We start from the raw sequence: 23,588 nt of genomic DNA, 5'->3' as shown, positions 1-23,588 counted from the left end.
AAATATTTTGTATTTAATTTGTTTTGCATTATCTTTGCATATCAAAAACGATAGATATTTTGAAAAAAGAAACGATTTCATTACTTGCCTTGCCGCTGCTCATAGCATCTTGTTCTTCAAGCAAAATGGTGCCGGAAGGGGAGTATATATTAAATAAGGTGGAAGTGAAGAGCGACTCGGCAGGGTATAATGCCGGGGCGCTCAAGCAGTATGTGCGCCAGAAAGAGAAGCCGAAACTCTTCTCGCTCTTCAAGAATCCTTTCAGCAAGAAGCCTGTCATCTACGATACTTTGCAGGCGCGGCTCTCCTGTCAGGATCTGCTTACTGCCATGCAGAACCAGGGGTTCATGCATGCCGGGGTGTCGCTCTATACCACCAAGAAAGGAAAGAAACTGGATGCTACCTATCTGTTGCATCCCGGAGAACCTTTTATGATAGGTAAGGTGAAATATGAGGTGGAAGATGAACATATCCAGCAACTTCTGCATCTCGATAACCCCGATAATCAGCAGATTAAGCCGGGTATGAGATTTACGGTTGAAACATTGGATAATGAGCGCAGGCGTATCTCCAGCCTTCTGACCAATGATGGCTATTTCCGCTTTCATAAAGATTTTATCCAGTTTTCTGCCGATACGATTGCGGGACAGAAGGATATCGCCCTGACGCTCCACCTGATGAAGTATAAGGCAAACAGTAATGCTCCTGAGGTTGATCATCCCCGATATGAAATCAGAAACATCAACTATCTGAGTAATGACAGCGACCGAATCCATCTGCGCCATCAGGTTTTGCTCAATGCCACTGCTCTCAGAGAAGGCCGTCCCTACAGCGCCGCTGCCTTGCAGCGCACCTATAACAACTTTGCCCGTCTGCAGGCGGTGAAGTATACCAATATCAGTTTTTCTGAAGTTCCTGACAGCAACCAGGTTACGGAGAACGGAATGGAGAGGGACAGCATCAGCCGGCAGATGGATTGCAATATCCAGATTAGTACCAACAAGCCTTCTACCATCGCCTTCCAGCCGGAAGGAACCAATACGGCGGGCGACTTGGGAGCTGCTGCATCGCTCACTTATACCAACCGAAATCTCTTCAGAGGTAGTGAGCAGCTGAGCATCGAACTTCGTGGAGCCTACGAGGCTATTACCGGTCTGGAGGGGTATCAGGATCAGAACTATACTGAATATTCGGTTGAAGGCAAACTGGTTTTCCCTCGTTTCGTGGCGCCTTTCCTTTCAAGAAATTTCAGAAGAAGACAGACGGCAAACAGCGAGTTGTCGGCAAGTTGGAATCTTCAGAACCGTCCGGAGTTTCATCGCCGCGTATTCTCTACTGCCTGGCGTTATCGCTGGACAGAACCGCGTCATCACCTGGCTTGGCGTTTCGACCTGCTCGATCTCAACTATGTGTATATGCCATGGATATCCGAGACTTTCAAGAGAGACTATCTCGATAATGCAGAAAACAGAAATGCCATCCTCCGCTACAATTACGAAGACCTGTTTATCATGAAGATGGGCTTCGGTTTGAGTTATAGCGATGGGGTAGATGCTGTGCGAGTGAATGTAGAGAGTTCGGGCAATCTGCTGAGCGGTGTTTCCAAGGCTTTCGGTTTCAAGGTGAACAGCCAGGGGCAGCGTACATTATTTAATATAGCTTATGCCCAGTATGCCAAGTTTGATGTAGATTATACCCATCTGATGCAGTTTGATAAGCGCAATGCTCTGGCGCTGCATGCGGGTATCGGTGTGGCTTATCCTTACGGCAACAGTACGATGCTACCTTTCGAAAAGCGTTATTTCTCGGGTGGTGCCAACTCGGTAAGAGGTTGGGGCGTAAGAGAATTAGGTCCGGGCAAGTTTAAGGGAACTGACGGCAGAATAGATTTCATCAACCAGACGGGTGATGTGAAGCTCGACTTGAATGCAGAATACCGCACTTCGCTCTTCTGGAAGTTTGAGGGCGCAGCGTTTATCGATGCCGGTAATATCTGGACACTTCGCAATTATCAGGATCAGCCTGGCGGCCAGTTCAAGATAGATGAATTCTATAAACAGATAGCTGTAGCCTATGGCTTAGGTCTTAGGTTGAATTTCGATTACTTCATTCTCCGTCTGGATATGGGTATGAAGGCAATCAATCCAGCTTACGGAACGAAGGAAGAGCATTGGGCGATTATCCACCCGAAACTAGACCGCGATTTCGCCTTCCATTTCGCAGTAGGTTTGCCGTTCTAAATGCAGCTAATAGTTTATAGTTAATAGTTGATAGTTTATAGTTAACAGTTTATAGCCAGGAGTTTCTGTAGGGCATCTTTTTGATTATGATGCCCCTCAGAAACTCCTTACTTTTTTCAAGGCAATTTATCCAACTTAATCTTCCAGAGTCCCTTTTCCATACACATCGGCAGTTGGAAATCGGCCTGTTCTATGAGCTGCGGATCCTGCCCGATGCTGTCCATCTGCAGAAAATTATGAACCGTAAGGGTAACGGTGGCACTTGTTTCATCGTCACCGAAATCAATATCCGTAATCTCGATGCTGGCATCTTCCGGTTTCTGGCGCAGCAGTTCCACGTCGGTCTCGTTTACATTACTTGCAGCATAGCGCAGCCAGCGCTCCGATTCCTGGGTGCAATACTTCACGGCTTTCGGGAAATGCCAGTTGAAATAATAGTTGGCAAACGAATCAACATCAGCCTTCAGCTGGTCCTCGCTGCCTTCGTGAGGTTCACAGCCAGAAAGGCTGAATATACTTGCGGTCATGCATGCCACAGCTATGCATAAAACTATCATCGACTTCTTTATCATGATTCTCAAATCTTAAAAATTCTATTTTTTTGCGATATTTCGGCACAAAGATAGTAAAAAACTTTGTAATAAGAATCTTTTTTGCTAACTTTGCATGGAAAATAACAATTAAAATGCTGAAATTTATATCCTTTGGCAGTGGAAGTAGTGGCAATTGCTATTATCTTTACACTGATACGGATTCGATACTGATAGACGTAGGAGTAGGAATAAGAATATTGAAGAAGCATTTCCATAACTATGGACTTCGCTTCGAGGATGTGCATCACGTCCTCATCACGCATGACCACGCCGACCATGTAAAGTCGGTGGGGAGTCTGAGTACTGACTATCATCTACCGGTATATACGACCCGTAAAGTACATCAAGGCATCGAGCGCAACTATTGTGTTCGAAAGAAGATAGAGCCTAACCATGCTCGTGTGATAGAGAAGAACGTAACTTTCACACTGGGCGAGTTTAAGATTACTCCGTTCGGCGTACCCCACGACAGTACCGACAATGTTGGCTATTTCGTGGAGTGCGGAGGTGTGAACTTCTGCCTCATCACCGATGTGGGGCATATTACTGAAGAGATGCACGACTTTATCGGTCGTGCCAACTATCTTGTGCTCGAGGCGAACCATAGTGTAGAGATGCTCCAGCAGGGGCATTATCCCCAGTATCTGAAGGATCGCATTCTGGGAGATAACGGTCATCTGAGCAACGACGATTGTGGCGAGGCGCTTGCCAATTATGCTACACCGGAGCTTCATCACGTCTGGCTCTGTCATCTCAGCGAGGAGAACAACCATCCTGAGCTGGCACGCAAAACCGTGGAGCAGATTCTGCGCAGCAAAGGCATCATAGCCGGCAAGGACTTCCAGCTGGAAGTATTGAAGCGCAAGACGCCGAGCGAAATCTATAAGCTGGTGTAGGGCAGGTGTAAAACTAAAAAGTTAGCCGGATAAGGAGTTATATTGAGTTAACTCCTTATCCGGCTATTTCATGAATACGAAATAAACGGCTGCAATCAGGCAGCAGAAGGCTGCGAAATGATTCCAGTGCAATCCCTGTCCCTGAAAGAGGATATTGGCGATGATGGCGAAGACGATGAGTGATACGCATTCCTGAATCACCTTGAGCTGGACCAGATTAAACGGTCCGCCATTATCCACGAAACCGATGCGGTTGGCTGGTACCTGACAGCAATATTCGAAGAAGGCGATGGCCCAACTGAAGGCGATGACACCGATAAGAGGCCAGTTGCTGCTCACGCCCGTTTGTTGCAATTTGAGGTGTCCGTACCAAGCCAGCGTCATGAAGATGTTGCTCAGCACCAATAATAATATAGTATACAATCCGTTCATAATCTTATCTTTTTTGCGGGTGCAAAGGTAATATATTTTTTTAAACCCTCCAAATTTCAGGGAAGTTTCATTTCGTTTTTGTTTTGATATGGCTGTTTTTGGCAGATAAATCTCCGATGTTCTGATATTTATCTCCGAAAGATAAGTGTGCTGTTTGCGTATGGTTAGTAGGCTGTTTGGGGCGAACAGCCGACTAGCGGAATAGGGAACAGTCGGCTGTTCCTATAAGACAGTCATCTCAGACGGGGAAACCAGATTTCCCAATCCTATCAATATGATTTATGTTTAGCATTCTGCAAAAATCTCTTCACTCTTCACCTTTCCTCCCAAATCCCCTGTGTTTATCGGCATTTCGGGAGGTGAAGAGTCATCAGCAACTCTTCACCCACTCTTCACCACTCTTCACCTGGACTCAAAATCGATAGGTAGATGTATATCCTCCTTTATGCGTTGATGTGTAGAAGTATATGGGTGAAGAGTGGTGAAGAGTGGGTGAAGAGCTGCTGCGAACTCTTCACCCCCGCAATCGCCCTGTTTATCGGTATTCCGGAGGGTTTGGTGAAGAGTGAAGAGTATTTCCGTGTTTGCTTCTGCTCTTTTACATATTATCTCTCGAAATATGTGTCAATTCAATGATGAAAAGAGTTTTAATTAATTGGCATCAGGATTTCGGTATAATCTGGCAAACTCTTCTAATCTAACTACTAGTACTCTTGGAAAATCGATGTTTTCTAAATCTTTGAAATGTTTATCATCTGATACAATGAAATCGGCATTAGCAAAGACTGCACAATCTACAAACTTATTATCATCGGGATTCTGTGTGATAAGATTCCAATGATAATGAGCATCAACTCTTTGGGTATTTGGAGCTTGAGTTATAATCTCTAATACCATAGTTGCTATTAATCGATTCGTTTTTAAACAAAGTATTTCTTCGTATTCTTCTAAAATTTCAGTTGTAAAGCAGAGACAATAGTCTCCATTCAAGAATCCTTCCCATAAGAAATAATTCTTGCTTTTTCTTGCAATTATCTGCAAGAGACAGTTGGTATCTAAGACGATATTTCTCTGCATAGTCAGTTTATTTATAAGCCGTGCGCAAATGTTCTGACTGCATTTCCTGCAACTTTTCATTGCTCATTTCGCCAGATTCCCAAAGCTTATCCATTTCTCGCTGCAAGCGGTCATTCATGAACTTAACTAATGTTCGTTTCAAGTCTGCCAAGTCCTGTTCTGACTGTAAACAAGAGATAACATTGAGCACCGCCTGTTGAGCCTGATTGAATTGTAATACTTGTGTTGCCATAATTGTAATTTTTAAACATTTCACTCTGCAAAGATACAGATAATTATTGATACTCCAAAGATTTTGAGAAGAATATTTTGATTTCGCAAGAAAAAATGGGGGATAATATAAAAAAGGTGGCGATTCTTTTTGTTATCTTTGATTTTTGCAGTATCTTTGCATTCGGATTGATTCGCCCTAGGGTGATGACGTCTGTTTTTGTGGGTTAAAATAATAGCGTTTGCTGTTTATTCGATAAACGTTCAGGAAACTTGGCGGTGGAAAGAATGTATACATGAATAAATGTGCGAGCGCCTGCGATATACGTGGGCGTTCGACTTGTCTGTATACATAGGTTTCCGCCAAGTACCTCTGAACGTGGATGAGTTGAACTGTCCACGTTTTTGCGTTTGGGTATTTGGTGGAATCTTCGTTTTAAAGAATAGCATGCTACGCATTAAAACTATATTTAAGCTTTAATGCTATGGCAAAATCATTGATTGAAGAACTACCTCGTATTGCAAGCGAAGGTAGGCAAGAGGCTCAGCGCATCATTGAGCGATTGAGCAGTGGCACACGCATTGGGTTGCAAACCAATGAGCTGGTGTTGCCTCGCAAGGATGTCTCCGGATTCTTCCGTGGACAAGTTCCCAATATCCCTAATGCATTCAATGCCGCCCTGGATGGGGGGAGTTGGATGAACCGTCTGGTGTATGGTGATAATCTCCTGACCATGCAGGCACTGCTTGCCGGAGACCCTCAGACGGGCTTGCCTTCATTAAGAGGCAAAGTGGATTTGATCTACATCGACCCGCCGTTTGATTCTAAGGCGGATTATAGAACGAAGGTTAAGTTGCCAGGAGTTGATTTGCAACAGAAGCCAACGGTAGTAGAACAATTTGCCTATGCTGATACATGGGAAGAAGGAACAATCTCTTATCTGAAAATGATTTATAAGCGATTAGTGTTGATGAAAGAGTTACTATCATCTAATGGCTGTATTTATGTTCATATAGATTGGCATGTTGGACCTTATGTAAAAACTATATTAGATGATATATTTGGAAAAGAAAACTTTGTAAATGAGATAGTTTGGAGTTACTCATGGGGAATTAGAACAGATAGTAGATGGAATAGAAAGCATGATACAATTTATATGTATAGTAAATCTGCAGAGAATATAAAATTTAATGCTAATGAAGTTCTCGAAGAACGTCAAGTTAGTGAGTCAACAGCAAATCGCTTAAAATATAAAGGTGCCTTAATTAAAGATGGTAACAAGGGAAGAGGTGATTCGGAATTAGCTTTACCTTCTGATGTATGGTATATTGCAACAATCAACGGAATGGCGAAAGAACGATTGAATTACGCCACCCAAAAGCCCGAAGCCCTCCTCGAACGTATCATCAAGGCATCTTCCAACGAAGGCGACCTCGTCTGCGATTTCTTCGGTGGCAGCGGCACCACAGCAGCTGTAGCCGAAAGACTTGGCCGTCGCTGGATTACCTGCGACATCGGCAAGCCGGCAGCCCTCGTCATGCGCAAGCGCTTTATCGATCAGGAAGTAAATCCGTTCCTCTATCAGAGCATCGGCGACTATCAGAAAGAGGCTTTCCATAACAACAAGAAACTCCGCCGAGTGGGCGATCTCTCTCAGGTAGTCTTAGGCCTCTTCGGTGCCTTACCATTCTCTCCAGAGCAGGTGAGCGACAGAAACTTCGGTTACGTAAAGGGCACCCGAAACCTGGTGATGGTGGATAGCCCTAACCGCCTGACCACTGCTGCTACCGTTCGCCGTGCCGTGGAAGCCAAGGCTTCTCTGCTCGGCGGCGACTGGGATAAAGTCATCGTGCTTGGCTGGAACTTCGCCTTCGACATCTCGCAAGCCATCGAGAAATATAAGAACAGCAATGTAGAGGTGCTGGTGATTCCGCCCGATCTGCTCGACAAGCTATCTAAGAAGGGTTTCAAGAAGCTCATCGCCGACAAAACCGTCCGCTTCTCTTCTTTGCAATATCTGGTGGTGAACCCAGTTGAAGTAACCGTGAACGGCAATGGCGAGGATGAACTCGATATCAGTCTCAGCAACTATGTGCTGCTCTCGCCAGATAATATCCCGTTGGACGATAAGGACAAGGAAAATTTGCAGAAGGTGATGGAGCAGGACCCTCTCTCGCTGATAGAATATTGGAGCATCGACCCTGATTATGACGGCGATACCTTCCGCAGCACCTGGCAGGATTATCGTGAGAACGTGGATAACGACAGCGACCCGCTGCACTGCGTATATTCCACCCGAATTGCCATGCCGCATAAGGACGAGCGAAAAGTCTGCGTCAAGGCGGTAGATGTGTTCGGATTCGAGAGTCAGGTTATCCTGGATGTGAAGTGTTAGTTTTAAGAACGAATAGGAGATTACGACTATGGATATCAATTCAAGTAATATATCTTTGGAATTGGCGCATCGACTCACCGATGTGGTCAATGCCGCCTGGAAGAGTGGGGAGATGCTGGAGAAGGTGACCCCAACCACCGCCTTGCTCTTAAACTATTGGTTTGGAGAGGGTTTCTGCAACGAGCGTGTGAGAAATTTCCATGAGGGTCAGCGACAGGCTATCCTCAACATCATCTATCTGCACGAAGTGATGGGAGAAAACTGCGTGATGGATGCCTATCAGGGCATCATTCCGGAACTGATGGATAGGGCCGACCTGGCTCAGCTTGCCAAACCTAAATATCAGATGCCTAAGTATGCAGTGAAGATGGCTACGGGCACGGGAAAGACATGGGTGATGCATGCCCTGATAATCTGGCAGATGCTGAATGCCCGGCACGAGGATGTGGAGAGCGGACGATTTACGCAGAAGTTCCTGATAGTGGCTCCGGGTCTGATTGTTTACGACCGTCTGCTGGATGCCTTCTGCGGCAGAAAGAAGCGAGATGAGGAATATCGTGCCCCTCAGACCAACGACTACTACATGAACCAGGAGGTGTTCATCCCCGAGCGTTATCGTGATGAGGTGTTTTCGTTTATACAGAACAATGTAGTGACCAAGGAGGATGGCATCGGCAGGAAGACCACCGGCGAGGGACTGATTGCCCTGACCAACTGGCATCTGTTTGAAAATCAGATGGAAGAGAAGGAGCAGGATGAGGAGGTGGACGATTCCAGCACGGTGACACCCGCAGAAATCATCAGCGACCTGCTGCCTATCCGTCCGGGCAAATCGGCTGGCAACGACCTCGGCATGCTCGACCGCCGTGCTCTGGGTGGCACCGAACTGGAATATCTGGCTGGTTTAAAGGATTTGATGGTAATCAATGATGAGGCTCATCATATTCACGAAATCAAGCGTAATGGCGAAACCGAGGAGGTAGAATGGCAAAGAGGCCTGAATGCCATCAGTGCCACCAAGGGTACAAGATTCATACAGGTGGACTTCTCTGCTACTCCTTTTGATACAAAGGGTGCCGGAGAGAAGCAGGTGAAACTCTTCTTCCCGCATATCATTGTTGACTTTGACTTGCCTATGGCGATGAAGCAGGGACTGGTGAAACTGTTGCTGCTCGACCGTCGGCAGGAACTTACCGACCTGGAGAACCTGGATTACAACGCCGAGCGTGATGAGCAGGGAAAGGTAGTGGGGCTGAGCGAAGGCCAGCGCATGATGCTCCGTGCCGGATTGACCAAGCTGAACAAGTTGGAAGAAGAATTCCTGAAGAATGATGCGTCTAAGAACCCGAAGATGCTCATCGTCTGCCAGGACACCACGGTATCTCCTTTTGTAGAAGAGTTTCTGAAGTCGGAAGGTCTGGAAGATGAAGACATCGTTACCATCGACAGCAACAAGCAGGGCGAGGTGAAGGATGAGGAATGGCAGGAAATCAAGAAGAAGCTCTTCGATATAGATAGGTATAAGAGTCCGAAGGTGGTCATCTCGGTGCTGATGCTCCGTGAGGGCTTCGATGTCAACAACATTTGCGTGCTCGTTCCGCTGCGTTCTTCGCAGGCGCCAATCCTGTTGGAGCAGTTGGTGGGTAGAGGCTTGCGACTGATGTGGCGAGAGCCTGATTATATCGACATTAAGCGTGAAGACCGCCTGAGGGTGTTGAAGAACCATCAGCCTCCCCGCACCTATATCGACACCTTGTCTATCGTGGAGCATCCGGCTTTCATCAAGTTCTATGATGATTTGCAGGATCAGGGCTTGGTGGCTGTGGATGAAGGCGATGTGGGTGCCGGAGGAGCTACTGGCGATATTCTTACCGTGGGACTTCGTGAGGATTACGGGAAGTATGATTTCCAATGGCCGGTTATTCTGCATGATTCCTTAGAAGAGTTGGAAGATGCAGAAATAGATTTAGATGATTTACAGCCATTCACGATGTATCCGCTGTCTTTGCTCCGTAAGTTCCTGGCAAAGGAGGGGGAGACCTTCGTATCGCAGGAATCTTTGACAAAGACTACCTTTGGTAAGTATAAGGTAACGGCTAATCTCTTCAATGCCAATGGATATAATGAATATCTGCAGAAGTTGCTGAAGGTAGTAACTTTGCGCTTTGAGAACTGTCGCCGACAGGGCTTCCCAACAATTCAGATTAATGGTGCCCAAACAGTGCAGGTGATGGACTGGTACATCCGTAAGAGGCTTTTCACCATGTCTTTCGACCCGTTCCAGGGAAGCGACTGGAAGATATTACTGGCGAAGGATGGCATCGTGACGAAGCATATCGTAGAGCAGTTTGCGGTGGCAATCTATAAAATGCAGAACCGCCTGACTACGGTAGATGCTGAGGTGAGCCATACAGATTTCTCTTCGCTCAAAGCCATCAAGATGAGAGAGTCTTATTCCATGGAGGTACAGAAGTGCATCTATCCCCGACTAGGTTATCCATCTCATGGTGGAGGTTTGGAAAAGGCATTCATTGAGTTTCTGAATAGGGATGCCGAGGTAGAAAGATTTCTGAAGATTAATGAGAGTGGCCATTCCTTCGCCATCATCTTCTATGTAAGGAAGGATGGCTTGATGGCAACGTATCATCCTGATTTCATCGTGGCTACGGCTGATAAGGTTTATCTGATTGAAACCAAGGGCGACGACAAGGTAGATGACGTGAACGTGCGTCAGAAACAGACGGCAACCATCGAGTGGATAAAGAAAATCAACGCGTTGGAGTCTAAGGATAGAATGAACCGCACCTGGGAGTATGTTTTAATAGGCGAGAGCGTGTTCTACTCGTTGAGTGGAAGTGGCGCTACGATTACTGATATCTGCAACCAGTGCAAGGTATCGTATTCTGTGGCAACGGGTAATCTGTTTGATATGTAAGAGCATTTGCTGCAAATGAAGCAAATGCTGCAATAATGATAAATAAAGCCAGCCTTTTTGCAGGAGAAGGCTGGTTTTATTTTGTTCTTTGCGTGGGGAATTTATCTGCATAATCCATTATATTTCAGCTTTCTCTGCAATTTTCTAGTATTTTTCTTGCGAATACCAATCTTTCTTCGTACTTTTGCACCAATAAGCAATGTGGAACTTTAAAAGCGAAAGAAAATATGGAGGAAAAGAAATATCATATAGAGGAATCTAAGATAGCAGGGGATAAGGTTTGTGAGCCATCACCTGCTTATCGTTCGGCAACATCAGCATCATCCGTATCATGGGATGAGGCTTATGACACCGATTCCTATCCTATGGGGCGCTCGCTGGAACAGGTGATGGAGCATTGCGCAGAGGTTGAGAAATACTTGGATGATCCAGACCGTTGGATTTCCATAGATGAATTTGAAGCGGAGATGCGAAAGGCAATACCGGGATGGAAATAGTAGAAATAAAAGTTGAAAGGCTTTTTCTTGCAGAATTTCAAAAGTGTGTGGCATATGCACTTTCTGAATTTGGAAGGAAAACGGTAAAGAATTGGAATGCTGAGTATGAGAAGATTAGGCATCGTTTGGAAATTATGCCGACCGGCTATCCTTTTGTTCCTGAATTGCAGAAATGGCAAAAGTATCGTGGCGCCATCATCATGAAGAACTTCAAGATTATCTATTTCTATGATGAAGATTCAAATCTTGTACGAATTGTGGATCTCTGGTATATGCGCCAAGATCCTAGTAAGCTGAACCTGCGAGCCAGCAGGATAATAAGAAAGGATTATCATTAGAACTATATAAGCGAAAGAAATATGGAGGAAAAGAAATATCATTCTTCTCTTTTCTGTCGGATTCTTGAAAAAGTATTTAGGTGAAGAGTGGTGAAGAGTGGGTGAAGAGCTTCTGAGAACTCTTCACCTCCGCCAACTGCCCTGTTTATCGGTATTCCGGAGGGGGTGGTGAAGAGTGAAGAGTATTTGCTGTGTCAGTTATTCATTTTAAAAAGGAGCAATATGATGGTACATCGAGATAAGATATTATGTTTTTTGGTTTTATTCTGCTGCTTCTTTGCACATACTCCTCTGCAAGCCCAGCAGCCACGCAAGAAGGTGGGGCTCGTGTTGGGTGGAGGTGGTGCCAAGGGCGCGGCTGAAGTAGGTGTGCTCAAGGTGCTGGAAGAGGCTGATATTCCTGTAGATTATATTGCCGGAACCAGTATCGGTGCCATCGTGGGCGGACTCTATGCCATCGGCTACGATGCTGCTGATATCGACAGCCTCTACCGTAACCAGAACTGGCTTTTCCTTTTGAGCGACCAGGTGAAACGTGAATCGGAGACTTTCCTTTCTAAAGAAGAAAGGGAGAAATATATCGTTCATATTCCTCTTTCCAAAGAGAGGAAGGTCTCGTTGCCAACCGGTTATGTGAAGGGACAGAATATCTTTAACCTTTTCTCTAAACTTACCGTGGGGTATCATCAGGTGGATGATTTCTCCAACCTACCTATTCCTTACCGTTGCGTGGCGGTAGATCTGGTAGAAGGCAAGGAGGTGGTGTTTTCATCGGGCTCGTTGCCATTGGCGATGCGTGCCAGCATGTCGATACCGGGCGTGTTTGCTCCGGTAGAATGGAAAGGGAAGATGCTGGTGGATGGCGGCGCCTTGAACAATCTGCCGGTTGATGTGGCAAAGGAAATGGGAGCGGATGTGATTATCTGTGTGGATTTGAGTACCGGCTGGAAGAAGAAGGAAGAGCTGAAATCGGCTTCTTCTGTTGTAGAACAGCTCATAAGTATGATGGGGCAGAACAAATACCGGAAGAATATGGCTGAAGCCGATCTTTATATCAATCCTTCTCTGAAAGGTTATTCGGCAGCCAGTTTCCAGTCTGAAGCCATTGATACCATGATACAGCGGGGAGAACAGGCTGCCCGCCAGAAATGGGATGAACTGATGGCTCTGAGAAAGTATATCTATGCTGATGCTTGTGATTCTGTTGCTTCTGATGATACATTACAGGATAAACGCCTCAAACTGCAGAAACCTTCTCAGACGGAAGCTTATCATATAGGAAGCATCCGGATAGAAGGCATCAGCGGAGAGGAGGAAAAGTGGATTAGAAAGAAAATAGCTTTACGGGAGAATTCGGAAGTCAGTCCTGAGGAGATAGATGGCACACTTGCCATGCTCAGGGGACTGAATATCTTTTCGCGTGTAGAATACAGACAGTCTAACGAGGAACCTTATGACCTGGTATTCATGCTGGAACCCAACGAATCCAGAAGAATCAGTGTCGGTGCACGTTTTGATACACAAGATCTGGCGAGCGTCATAGCTCAGATATCCAACAACCAGCAGTTTTCTACCCGTCATCACTATGCCTTTACAGGACGCATTTCCCGTAATCCCTATCTGGAAATGAAATATGCCTATGGCAACCTTTTCGGAGCGAAAATTGGCATTTCCTATCGTATGGCTCATTATGATTTCGACCTTTATGCGGACAAGCATAAGTTGGATGCCCTGGAGTTTCTTTCGCATTCTTTCGCTGGATTCTATACCCGCGATATCGGTAATTTCAGATTGAAATCGGGAGTGCAGTTTGATTATTACCATTATCATTCTGATATGTTCGAACGCGACGGAAGCATCCAGACACGTTCGTCAGACCATTTTCTGAACTACTTTGCATCTGTTGTGATGGATACTTACGACCGCCGCTATTTCCCGACCCGTGGCAGTCGCATTCAGGTTCAGGGCATTCTGCATACGGATGACGGAATACATTATGCCGATGGTAATCCTTTCGGTGAAGCTGTTTTTCAAGGAGAATGTGCCGTACGTCTCAATTCCAGATTCTATCTGCTTCCTAAACTCAAGAGTCGCTTCTTGTTTGGCAGTTCCGTACCAGCCATTTATCAGAATTATGCAGGTGGAGTAGCTGACGGTTACTATCTGCCTTGGCAGATGGCATGGGAGAGTGCGCAGCATGTTCATCTGCTGGAGCGCAATGTGGTGACAGGTCAGCTTGGTTTCCGCTATCGGGTAAAAGGTAAGTTCTACCTTACCGCCTTAGGAGAGTATGGCAAGGAAGCCCGCAAGTTTTCTCATATACTCATCGGTGATGATTTGTGGGGAGGAGCCTTGCGGGCATCCTATGATTTCGTATTGGGTCCGGTAAGCATTCAGGCTAATTATTCTAGCTTGGGTAAGAATGTAGGATTCTATATCAATGCAGGATTCTTGTTCTGATTTCCTTAATTGCTGCCCATATAATAAATAAGGTGGGGTTTCTCTTTGCCGAACAAGAATAAATCATTACCTTTGCAGCTGTTTAGAAAACATATAGAATGTATTTTGCAATCTTGAATTTTAGAATATAATAAATAAAAAGAGAGAATAAGATGAAACTGAGATTTTTGAAATTGATGCTGCTGCTCTTCATCCTGCCTTTGCAGATGCTGGCGGCAGAACTGGGCGTGGCTGGTAAGCAACTGGCTGCATTGCCTGGAGTAAGTAACGTGGAAACGCTGAAAAGTACGCATTTCCCGGAAAAGTATGTGTTCTTTATCAAGCAGCAGCTTGATGCCAAGGATGCATCCAAGGGCTATTTCGAACAGAGGGTGGTGCTCTGCCATAGAGGATTCGACCGTCCTACCGTGCTCGTGACAGAAGGATATAATGCCAACTATGCGCTGCGTGAAGGATATATTGAGGAACTTTCCAAGCTCTTCGATACGAATATCATTACCGTAGAGTACCGTTATTTCGACAAGTCGATGCCTAGTCCTTGCAACTGGGATTATCTTACCGTTGAGAATTCGCTCTATGATCTGCATCATGTAAACCAGACCCTGCATGCGATGTACAAGGGAAAATGGATTGCTACCGGCATCAGCAAGGGCGGACAGACTACGATGTTCTACCGTTCTTACTTCCCTGATGATGTAGATATTTCTGTGCCATATGTAGCTCCGCTCAACAAGGGTGTGGAGGATGGACGACATGAGAAGTTCCTGCAATATCAGGTATCAACCAAGGAAAACCGACAGAAGGTGCTCGATTTCCAGTTGCTCCTCTTCAAGCGAAAGGCTGCGTTGCTGCCAATGTTCGAGAAATATTGCAACGATAAGAAATATGTATTCAATGCTCCGCTGGCAGAGATTTTTGATTACTCTGTATTCGAATACGCCTTTGCTTTCTGGCAGTGGGGAGAAGACATCAACAAGATTCCAGCAAGAGAGGCAGATGACAAGACGGTGTTTGATTACTGGATCAACATGTGTGAGCCGGAGTATTTCACCAATTATAATGCCACAGCCTCGTTTGATGTGCAGGCAGCCCGGGAGTTGGGTTATTACGGCTATTATACCAAACCATTCAAGAAATATCTCAGTATCAAGACAGCTAAAGGCTATCTGAAGAAACTGATGGTACCAAAGGGAGCAGAAAACGTGAAGTTCTCGCCAGCACTCTATAATCATACGGTAGAGTTCCTGACCAAGAATGATCCGAAGATGGTTTATATTTATGGCGATATCGATCCTTGGGGAGCTTCGGGCATTTATGGCTTGCCTTTCACCAAGAACAAGAAGAACCTGCATGTTTATATGTGTCATGGCGGTTCGCACAAAACTCGCATCTTGTCGTTTCCTGAGCCTACAAGACAGGAAATCATCAGTCTGATAGGTGGTTGGCTGAAGGAATAATGCTTTCATCAACCAACCATGATGGATAAAATGAAAGTTTTTTTCAAAAAATATCCATAAAAGTTTGGTGGTTTCAGAAAAATGTATTACCTTTGCACTCGCTTTTGAAAACAAAGCTTTTAGCAGAGGCACCCTTAGCTCAGTTGGTAGAGCAACTGACTCTTAATCAGTGGGTCTAGGGTTCGAATCCCTAAGGGTGTACAAAAAACTCCGAAGAATCAATTTTGGGTCTTCGGAGTTTTTTTTGTAATAATGATTACCATTATACGATAGAGGCGATTTTGTAATTTTGCGCCATCAATCGTTGTATTGTGCAAATACTGACAATTATAGGAAATATTCGCCAACTGCCACAACGAAAATGCGCCAACTGCCACAGCGAAAAAGCGCCAACTGCCACAATGAAAATGCGCCAACTGCCACAATAGAATAGAAAAGCAACAAAGTTTAACCATTTTATTTGCTTGATATTCAATAAAATATATTATTTTTGCATCAGAAATTAAAAATGAGATTTTATGAAAGAATATAAAGCAAGAATTGCAGATAAAATATTGGCAGAAAAACTGGATGCGATGGGAGCTGTTTTGATAGAAGGTCCTAAGTATTGCGGTAAAACTACTCTTGCCAGCCAACAGGCTAAAAGTATCCTGTCTATGTCTGATCCAGATACTATGGAGCAGAACATTGCTATGGCCAATACCAATATCAAACTGTTGCTTCGGGGTGAAACGCCACGTTTGATAGATGAATGGCAAATAGCACCTAAGTTCTGGGATGCCGTCAGAAATGAAGTGGATAAGCGTGATGATGATGGGCAGTTCATACTGACTGGGTCTGCTGTACCACCTAGTTATGACGAAATCTTTCATACGGGTACGGGGCGTTTTGCCTGGCTCAAACTCAGAACGATGAGTTTGTGGGAATCAGGAGATTCTACAGGAGAGGTTAGCCTTGCCAAATTGTTCGCAACCGACAGGACGGATTACTTCGTAGAAGGAATCAACCCAATTGACTTGGAGCATCTGGCATATTTGACTTGTCGGGGTGGCTGGCCGAAAGCCTTGGATAAGAAAAGCAAACAGGCAGCTTTACAGCAGGCCATTGAGTATTTTGAGGCAGTAACCAGATTCGATGTGTCCCGTGTAGATGGAGTCAACCGTGATAGTGAATTAGCACGGAGGATTATGCGTTCGTATGCGAGAAATCAGGGAAGTCAGGCTACGGCAGGTACCATTTTGGCAGATATTGCCAACAATGAGAGTACTGAGGTTAGTGAGAATACCATCTATTCCTATATCAAGGCTTTGAAGAAGATATTTGTGATAGAGGATTCTACAGCCTGGAACCCGAATATGAGAAGCAAGTCGGCGATACGTACTTCTGATACCAGATATTTTACCGACCCTTCGATAGCAACGGCTGCATTGGGAATGGGACCAGATGATTTGATCAATGATTTGAGTACATTTGGCTTATTCTTTGAAACCTTGTGTGTACGTGATTTGAGAGTTTATGCCGATGCATTAGGCGGCTCCGTTTATCATTTTCGTGATAAAAATGGTCTGGAGTGTGATGCTGTGGTTCATCTTCGTAATGGCAAGTATGGGTTGATAGAGGTGAAGCTGGGTGGCGACAAGCTCATAGAGGAGGGCGCAAGAAACCTGGTGACCTTGGAAAGTAAAATCGATACCGATAAGATGAAGTCTCCGTCTTTCAAAATGGTGCTGACTGGTGTAGGTAAATATGCCTACCAGCGTCCACAGGATGGTGTATATGTTGTGCCGGTAGGGTGCTTGAGAGATTAGGAATCTATTTCTTGTTTCCTTTCTCTATTAATGGTACGTTATGATATTGACTATAGATAATAGTTATTAGATATGGATAAAAGAAAAAGGGTTGCAATCTTCGGAAAGATGGATTGCAACCCTTTATACCTTTTTATATATAAGAGTTCAATAACTCTATCGTATCTGATGGTTCCTTAGTTTTTTCGTTGGTAATAACCTTCACTTTGTTGGTCTCATTGGCAGAATCATTTTTTAGCTAAATATTGTAACTAAATAAGCGGAAAAATATTTTTTATGATAATACTTTATGATTTTTTATTTTTTTCGTCGTGTTCTCAATATTTATTTGTATTTTTGCACTCATTCTATAAAGCGATTCGCTATAGATAAGAAGATAAACAGAATAGATATGACTAAGTCAATTTCAATAGATATAAACAGAATCGATATCTCGGAGGATGAGATAAGTAAGCTTTACTCAGGTTTGCTTGACTCGTTGTTGATAGATAGAACCCGAACTCATTATTCTGGTTCTGCTTCATATATTGTCTGGGGTACAAATGACTACTCCTATATGGGTGAATCATATGCTAAGGATAAACCAATTACTCCAAACCTCGTTACTGGTGAAAACAACGGCATCATCAAACCTCGTATTTTGAAGAATGAAGAACTTCGTAAATCAAGAACAGAGGATAAAGCGGAAGTATTTACACCAGCTTGGGTATGCAACTCTCAGAACAATTTGCTTGATGATGCTTGGTTCGGAACAGAAGGGATATTCAATACAGAAAATGCTGATAAGACATGGACTTCTGTTCCAAAAGGTCAGATACATATACCAGATAATTATGATTGGAAGCAGTATGTAAAACTCCAGAGACTGGAAATGGCATGTGGAGAGGCTCCATATCTGGTAAGCAGATATGATGTCACAACAGGTGAAATCATTCCTGTTCAAGACAGAATTGGTTTGCTAGACCGCAAATTCAAGTTGATAAATCAATTTACCAAGAGCGAACCAACAAAGTTAAATAAACGTGAGTGGCGAAGGTGGGCTCTCAGAGCCCTGCAATCTGTTTATGGATTTGATTGGCAAGGGGATAATGTTCTTCTTGCTCGTGAGGCTTTATTGTTGACTTATATAGATTTCTATGTTGATAAGTGGGGAAAATTTCCTTTAAAGGAAGCTCTGGAAAAGCCTGTTGAAGTCATTTCATGGAACATTTGGCAAATGGATGGACTTCAAGGAACATTGCCTGGAGTAGAGGGCATTCCTATGCTGCAAAGAATGTCAAGTAACCAAGAACTATTTGAAGACGAGACTCTTTGCCTGATAAAGGAATGGCATAAGCAGGAGCCTCCTGCTGGTGAAAATATAAGATTTGTTGATCTCATCAATAATAAGTAATATGGCAAAGCATAAACCTACATACGACTATACACTCATCTATGCGTTTAGTATAGATGATGGCAGGCATGACAATATGCTCAAAGTGGGTAAGGCTACTATCAACTATTTTAAAAAGTGGCAAGACCTTACCCCTGATTGCGAACTGTTGATAAAGGCTGCAAAAGCAAGAATCACTCAAGAAACAGGTACCGCAGCTATTGAGTATAAACTGGAATATACCGAACTTGCTATCTATGAAGCTGATGGTGAGGAATTTGGCTTTGATGATCATGATGTACATGATGTTTTGGAAAACAGTGGTTATCATGCTGTTGAATTTGCTAATTTAGAATACAATCCAAAGGAATGGTATCCTGTAACGACAGAATTGGTAATAAAAGCTATTAATGCAGTTAAGCATAATCAGTCACTTCTTGAGAGAAAGGATTGGAAAACTGCATCTGCAAGAGAGAAAAAGACAGAGATTGTACTGAGAGAAGAACAGAAGTTGGCTGTTACAAAAACTCTTACTCAATTTCTGCATGGTTCCAAAATGCTGTGGGATGCCAAAATGCGTTTTGGTAAGACACTGTGTGCCTTGGAAGTTGTCAAGCGTAAGCCTTTTAATCGTGTATTGATACTTACCCATCGTCCGGCGGTTCGTGATGGTTGGTTCAAAGGCTTCAATTTGTTGCAGTTGCCAGGATTCCACTATGTAACTCGTGTAAAGAATAAACTTCTTGTGGATGGACAAAAGATTGCAGGTGGTTTGGAGGTGCTGAAACAATATACTGAGCATGATCCAGACTATAAATATATTTATTTTGCATCTATTCAGGATATCCGTGGCTCAAAGACTGTAAACAAGAAAAGTAAGTTTGACAAGAACAACGAACTTTTCAAGGAGAAATGGGATTTGCTTATCATCGATGAGGCTCATGAGGGTATTCGTACAGAACACGGAAAGGCTGTAGTTGCAGAGTTCCAGAAGAACAAACAGATGAAGAGCCTGTATCTCTCAGGTACGCCATATAATATTCTAAAGCTTTTCAAAGAGAAGGAAATCTACCGATGGGATTACAATATGGAGCAGGATGCCAAGGAACGTTGGACCAAGGAGCATCCTGACGAGAAGAATCCTTACGAGGGATTGGCTCGCTTGAATATATGTACTTACAATCTTGGTGAAGTGATGACTAATTATAGTCATGACGAAAATGACTATTTCAACTTTACAGAGTTTTTTCGTGTAGACGCTGATACGGATAAATTCGTGCATGAAGATGATGTACGTGCTTTTCTCAAACTGATGACTAAGGATGGTGAGAATAAAGAACTCAATTATCCTTTTGCAACAAGCGAGTATCGTGATTATTTTCAACATACACTGTGGTCTATTCCTGGTGTAGATGCGGCTCGTTGTCTGAGCGCTATATTGCGTGAAGATAAGGAGGATAACTACTTCCGTGACTATGAAATAGTAAACATTGCTGGCAAGGGTGATAGTGATATTGAGCGTGAAAACGAAGATAACGCTACACGTGATAAGAAGGAAACTGAAGCTTTGGCTAAAGTGCAAAATGCCATCAGAACTCATGAGAAAACAATTACTCTGACTTGTGGCAGATGTACGACAGGTGTCAGTGTGCCTGAATGGACGGCCGTCTTGATGCTGTCAGGTTCATATGAGACGAAGGCTGCTCGTTATCTTCAGACCATCTTCCGTTGTCAGACCCCATTCAAGGGAAAGACAAAGCGTGAATGCTATGCTTTCGATTTTGCTCCAGATCGCACATTGACGGTTATTGATAATTATCTGACCGAAATAAGTCGTGGTAGTGGTAGCAAGAATTTTGGTCAGAAGAAAGCTCAAGAGACTGAACGTTTTCTGAAATTTTGTTCATTCATTAGTATTGATGGAAGCAAGACAGTCAATTTTGATACTCGTAATTTTATGAAGCAGGTCAATCGTGCCTATTCGGAAGAGATTATGAGAGGACATACTCGTAAACTATTCGACAATTTAGATAATATTAGTAATGATGTGTTCGAATTGTTGAAAAATATAGATGCAAAAATGTCTGTGTCTTCATCTGGTAAAAAAGGCAGAGGAAAGGTAAAGGTTAACAGCGAAGGAGTTACTGGCGAAGGTGCCACAACAAGCTCTTCATCTTCGGGGACAATTAAGGAACCTAAAGAACCTAAAATTGGCAAGAAGAATAAGACTAAGGGCGATCAGGCATATGAGATACTCGAAAAAATTATCATTCGTTTCCCTATGCTCATTTATGGAGCTATAGACAAACTGAGTGATTCTTTTACCATTGATAAGTTTGTCAAGGATATCGACGAAAAATCGTGGGAGGAGTTTATGCCTAAAGGATTAACCAAAGCAGACTTTATCAAGGTCGCACATATTATAAAGAACGAACGCTTCATAGCATGGGCTGAATCTATCTATGAAAAGGTCAATGCTTTAGAAGGTAAGCCTGTAGATGAGCGTGTTAACGGAATAGCAGACATCATCTCTGAATTCCGCTATCCTGACAAGGAAACTGTTCTTACTCCTTGGCGAGTAGTCAATATGCACCTGAGTGATACTGTGGGTGGTTATGACTTCTTTGGAGAGAAACATGGAGATGAAGATCTCTTGTCTGAACCTCGGTTTGTGGGTGAAGACAGAGAAGTAACAAAGCGTGTGTTCTTTACGCCAGCGCCGAATATTCTAGAACTCAATTCAAAGACCGGCCTATATCCATTATATATGGCTTATACGTTGTATCGTCTTCAATGTAAAAACCAACAAGGTTTTGGTCCCGAGTTGACTAATGAAGAAAAGGCTGACGTATGGAAAAAAGTGATAGAGAAGAACATCTTTGTGGTTTGTAAAACCAAGATGGCTGAAAGAATTACCAATCGCACACTTGTCGGTTTCTCTAATATTAAAGTCAATGCAAAGTGTTACACAGACGTACGTAATAACAATGCAGACATCATTGAGACTCTAAAGAACAATCCACAGCATTTTGTGGAAGATGTAAAGAATGGCAAAGAATTTTGGAAAGCAAATAATAATAGAAATATGAAGTTTAATGCAATAGTAGGAAACCCTCCTTATAACTTGTCAAGTAATCATGCTAATCAAAATCGTCAACCTCCGATTTTTCATAAATTCATTCAGGTTGCAACTTTGATAAGTCCAGAATATGTTACGCTTATAACTCCTGCAAGATGGTATATAAGTAATATTCTGTTAGGAACATTCCCACATGATTTCCTGGCAGATAGGCATGTTGTGTCACTATTTGATTTTCCGTATGAGACAGACTGTTTTAAAGATCCTAAAATCCGCAACTATCATCCAATACACGATTAAGGGTAGATTTATGAGTCGTTAGTAGCAGCTTTCAGTAAAAAGCAACAGCACAACATCAATATGTAGCCACCATCCCCTTACCCCACGATGCGACTTGAGGTAATACGCAGATTCAAACCGGAAAGAAAGGATTCTTATCCGAATTCTGTTTTGAAGGGTTTTGCATAAGCTCGGTTCTCTGTGTAGATATTCAGCACGTATTGCCTTGCAGTCATGATCCACTTGGCAGGTACGGAGATGAATCTGAAGACAAAAGCCTTTATGCGACTCGTTTTCTTGAGCCCAAAAGCCTTGGTGTCAAGCCTGCTCATGATGGTCTTGTAGAAATTGTGTATCAATGCAGTAAGCAGAAGAAAGACAGTATTCTCCGCCATGAATGACTTGGGGAGCCTGCTCCAACCGAATCCGTTGTTCATGTCGTCAAAGATACGTTCCTTGCCGCCACGCAGATTGTAGAATTCAACAATGTCCCTTGTCGATGACTTGTAATCGTTGGTCAGAATACAACGGTAAGTGTATTCGCCTTCCCACAGGTCAAGGTCGCCACTGTTGCGTCTTTGTCTCTGGATGACAAGACGATAGCACTTGCCTTCCCATTTCTCAACGAGAATGGAATTGAGTTCGAACTGGATGCCGTTAATCTCCTCCGTCTTCCATCCTCTCAGAGCAAAGATGTCATTGTAGAGCGAACTGCATCGGTTGGCACGGATGTAGAAATGTTTGCAATGCTTCTCTATCTCACTGACGATTTCCTTCGAGCAGGAACCGCAGTCTGCCCTGAAGCGATTTACACGGATGTTCTGGGATTCCAGAAGAGCGAAGAATCTCTTATGGGTGTCTGCCTGATGAAAACGCACATTCGTGTTACCATCGCTGTTCTCGATATAGACTATCTTGTCACCGATAACATATACGCCAGGCCTGTAGCCGAGGAACTTTTTGTAGGTCGGTTTTGCATCATACTTCTCCGTTTCAAGGAACTGATGGTCAAAGTCAACATCGTATTCCTCAATTTCCTTCAACTCGCCTGTAGAAACCAAAGCGTTTATAAGCAATGTGTTGAGTTTGTCTGCAGTATTGAAATCATAGGTCTTGCCTTGGTCGGAAGTATAGGAGATGTTTTCCTGTGTCAGTTCCTTGATGGCTCTGAGGATGGTATCAGAGCTGCATGTACGAAGGGTAGGATGATACGAGAGATGGCGCATCAGTTGTGACGTTACATCTTCCACGCATGAGCCGCCACAGAAATAAACGCTCATCAGCGAACGGACTATCTCGCTGAACTGATATCCGAAGATACTGCTGCATCTCTGACCCAGTGTTGAGTCGATAACGGGTGAAAGCATGGAGTCAAATTTCTCCATGATTGAAAAAATTCCTCCAAAAGGTGTGAGTTTCTCAGATTTAATTTGTATTTTTGCCATGTCATATTAGAGTTTTGCTTGTTTTCTTTTTGCAACACTAAGATAAGTGAAAATTCTGACATGGCAAAATCCTG

At 43.7% G+C, this 23,588-nt stretch carries 17 protein-coding genes and 1 tRNA gene; 13 read left to right on the top strand and 5 right to left on the bottom strand.

The annotated features are described in order from the left end of the window. The first annotated feature begins 125 nt into the window (after positions 1–125). Positions 126–2,240 carry a BamA/TamA family outer membrane protein gene (locus tag FO447_RS06045; RefSeq protein WP_234699109.1) on the top strand — a complete coding sequence of 705 codons (2,115 nt, stop codon included), beginning with the start codon at positions 126–128 and terminating at the stop codon, positions 2,238–2,240. A gap of 116 nt (positions 2,241–2,356) precedes the next feature. On the opposite strand, the gene FO447_RS06040 is transcribed toward FO447_RS06045, so the two are convergent. Further along, positions 2,357–2,767: a hypothetical protein gene (locus tag FO447_RS06040; protein WP_234699076.1), complete on the bottom strand. Its 411-nt coding sequence runs from the start codon at positions 2,765–2,767 to the stop codon at positions 2,357–2,359. 158 nt (positions 2,768–2,925) lie between these two features. Here FO447_RS06040 and FO447_RS06035 point away from each other — a divergent pair, with 158 nt between their 5' ends. Continuing rightward, positions 2,926–3,729 carry an MBL fold metallo-hydrolase gene (locus FO447_RS06035; RefSeq protein ID WP_117692458.1) on the top strand — a complete coding sequence of 268 codons (804 nt, stop codon included), beginning with the start codon at positions 2,926–2,928 and terminating at the stop codon, positions 3,727–3,729. Positions 3,730–3,792: 63 nt separating this feature from the next. On the opposite strand, the gene FO447_RS06030 is transcribed toward FO447_RS06035, so the two are convergent. After that, positions 3,793–4,161: a DMT family protein gene (locus tag FO447_RS06030; RefSeq protein WP_040553814.1), complete on the bottom strand. Its 369-nt coding sequence runs from the start codon at positions 4,159–4,161 to the stop codon at positions 3,793–3,795. A gap of 453 nt (positions 4,162–4,614) precedes the next feature. Here FO447_RS06030 and FO447_RS06025 point away from each other — a divergent pair, with 453 nt between their 5' ends. After that, complete coding sequence (locus FO447_RS06025) at positions 4,615–4,797, top strand: hypothetical protein (protein ID WP_200758096.1); 183 nt, start codon at positions 4,615–4,617, stop codon at positions 4,795–4,797. 15 nt (positions 4,798–4,812) lie between these two features. Here the strand turns inward: FO447_RS06025 and FO447_RS06020 are convergent, their stop codons facing one another. Beyond that, a complete protein-coding gene (locus tag FO447_RS06020; RefSeq protein ID WP_200758095.1) occupies positions 4,813–5,238 on the bottom strand; it encodes a putative toxin-antitoxin system toxin component, PIN family in 426 nt (141 codons plus the stop codon). Positions 5,239–5,245: 7 nt separating this feature from the next. Further along, positions 5,246–5,470 (bottom strand): dephospho-CoA kinase, encoded by a 225-nt coding sequence (locus FO447_RS06015; protein WP_117727701.1) that lies wholly within the window; start codon positions 5,468–5,470, stop codon positions 5,246–5,248. A 463-nt stretch (positions 5,471–5,933) separates the two neighbouring features. On the opposite strand from FO447_RS06015, the gene FO447_RS06010 reads away from it, so the two are divergent. The 10 genes from FO447_RS06010 (at position 5,934) to FO447_RS05965 (ending at position 22,090) form a co-directional block, all read left to right on the top strand. Beyond that, a complete protein-coding gene (locus FO447_RS06010) occupies positions 5,934–7,844 on the top strand; it encodes a site-specific DNA-methyltransferase (RefSeq protein ID WP_118064848.1) in 1,911 nt (636 codons plus the stop codon). Between the two features lie 28 nt (positions 7,845–7,872). Further along, complete coding sequence (locus tag FO447_RS06005) at positions 7,873–10,779, top strand: DEAD/DEAH box helicase family protein (RefSeq protein ID WP_200758093.1); 2,907 nt, start codon at positions 7,873–7,875, stop codon at positions 10,777–10,779. Positions 10,780–11,006: 227 nt separating this feature from the next. Further along, positions 11,007–11,276 carry a hypothetical protein gene (locus FO447_RS06000; RefSeq protein WP_118064850.1) on the top strand — a complete coding sequence of 90 codons (270 nt, stop codon included), beginning with the start codon at positions 11,007–11,009 and terminating at the stop codon, positions 11,274–11,276. Between the two features lie 47 nt (positions 11,277–11,323). Continuing rightward, a complete protein-coding gene (locus FO447_RS05995) occupies positions 11,324–11,614 on the top strand; it encodes a hypothetical protein (protein ID WP_147347004.1) in 291 nt (96 codons plus the stop codon). 222 nt (positions 11,615–11,836) lie between these two features. Beyond that, entirely contained in the window at positions 11,837–14,074 is a 2,238-nt protein-coding gene (locus tag FO447_RS05990) for a patatin-like phospholipase family protein (RefSeq protein ID WP_200758091.1), read from the top strand. 152 nt (positions 14,075–14,226) lie between these two features. After that, positions 14,227–15,531 carry a S28 family serine protease gene (locus tag FO447_RS05985; protein ID WP_200758089.1) on the top strand — a complete coding sequence of 435 codons (1,305 nt, stop codon included), beginning with the start codon at positions 14,227–14,229 and terminating at the stop codon, positions 15,529–15,531. 128 nt (positions 15,532–15,659) lie between these two features. Next, positions 15,660–15,732, top strand: a tRNA-Lys gene (locus tag FO447_RS05980). 317 nt (positions 15,733–16,049) lie between these two features. Then, positions 16,050–17,339 (top strand): ATP-binding protein, encoded by a 1,290-nt coding sequence (locus tag FO447_RS05975; RefSeq protein ID WP_118064853.1) that lies wholly within the window; start codon positions 16,050–16,052, stop codon positions 17,337–17,339. A 391-nt stretch (positions 17,340–17,730) separates the two neighbouring features. After that, entirely contained in the window at positions 17,731–18,732 is a 1,002-nt protein-coding gene (locus tag FO447_RS05970) for a restriction endonuclease subunit M (protein WP_118064887.1), read from the top strand. 1 nt (position 18,733) lies between these two features. Continuing rightward, on the top strand, positions 18,734–22,090 hold the full coding sequence (locus FO447_RS05965; protein WP_200758087.1) for an Eco57I restriction-modification methylase domain-containing protein: 3,357 nt from the start codon (positions 18,734–18,736) through the stop codon (positions 22,088–22,090). A 134-nt stretch (positions 22,091–22,224) separates the two neighbouring features. Here FO447_RS05965 and FO447_RS05960 read toward each other — a convergent pair whose 3' ends face one another. Beyond that, positions 22,225–23,514: an IS1380-like element IS612 family transposase gene (locus FO447_RS05960; protein ID WP_005814044.1), complete on the bottom strand. Its 1,290-nt coding sequence runs from the start codon at positions 23,512–23,514 to the stop codon at positions 22,225–22,227. Positions 23,515–23,588: the final 74 nt, after the last annotated feature.

The sequence above is a fragment of the Segatella copri genome (assembly GCF_015074785.1).
Lineage (GTDB): Bacteria > Bacteroidota > Bacteroidia > Bacteroidales > Bacteroidaceae > Prevotella.
Note: the sequence above shows the minus strand (reverse complement) of the source record. Positions and strands in the feature narration are given on the sequence as shown.

Bases quoted from the DNA above. Each gene is read 5' to 3' on its own strand.
- FO447_RS06045 (WP_234699109.1), top strand. From the start codon at position 126: ATGGTGCCGGAAGGGGAGTATATATTAAATAAGGTGGAAGTGAAGAGC.
- FO447_RS06040 (WP_234699076.1), bottom strand. From the start codon at position 2,767: ATGACCGCAAGTATATTCAGCCTTTCTGGCTGTGAACCTCACGAAGGC.
- FO447_RS06035 (WP_117692458.1), top strand. From the start codon at position 2,926: ATGCTGAAATTTATATCCTTTGGCAGTGGAAGTAGTGGCAATTGCTAT.
- FO447_RS06030 (WP_040553814.1), bottom strand. From the start codon at position 4,161: ATGAACGGATTGTATACTATATTATTATTGGTGCTGAGCAACATCTTC.
- FO447_RS06025 (WP_200758096.1), top strand. From the start codon at position 4,615: ATGTGTAGAAGTATATGGGTGAAGAGTGGTGAAGAGTGGGTGAAGAGC.
- FO447_RS06020 (WP_200758095.1), bottom strand. From the start codon at position 5,238: ATGCAGAGAAATATCGTCTTAGATACCAACTGTCTCTTGCAGATAATT.
- FO447_RS06015 (WP_117727701.1), bottom strand. From the start codon at position 5,470: ATGGCAACACAAGTATTACAATTCAATCAGGCTCAACAGGCGGTGCTC.
- FO447_RS06010 (WP_118064848.1), top strand. From the start codon at position 5,934: ATGGCAAAATCATTGATTGAAGAACTACCTCGTATTGCAAGCGAAGGT.
- FO447_RS06005 (WP_200758093.1), top strand. From the start codon at position 7,873: ATGGATATCAATTCAAGTAATATATCTTTGGAATTGGCGCATCGACTC.
- FO447_RS06000 (WP_118064850.1), top strand. From the start codon at position 11,007: ATGGAGGAAAAGAAATATCATATAGAGGAATCTAAGATAGCAGGGGAT.
- FO447_RS05990 (WP_200758091.1), top strand. From the start codon at position 11,837: ATGATGGTACATCGAGATAAGATATTATGTTTTTTGGTTTTATTCTGC.
- FO447_RS05985 (WP_200758089.1), top strand. From the start codon at position 14,227: ATGAAACTGAGATTTTTGAAATTGATGCTGCTGCTCTTCATCCTGCCT.
- FO447_RS05975 (WP_118064853.1), top strand. From the start codon at position 16,050: ATGAAAGAATATAAAGCAAGAATTGCAGATAAAATATTGGCAGAAAAA.
- FO447_RS05970 (WP_118064887.1), top strand. From the start codon at position 17,731: ATGACTAAGTCAATTTCAATAGATATAAACAGAATCGATATCTCGGAG.
- FO447_RS05965 (WP_200758087.1), top strand. From the start codon at position 18,734: ATGGCAAAGCATAAACCTACATACGACTATACACTCATCTATGCGTTT.
- FO447_RS05960 (WP_005814044.1), bottom strand. From the start codon at position 23,514: ATGGCAAAAATACAAATTAAATCTGAGAAACTCACACCTTTTGGAGGA.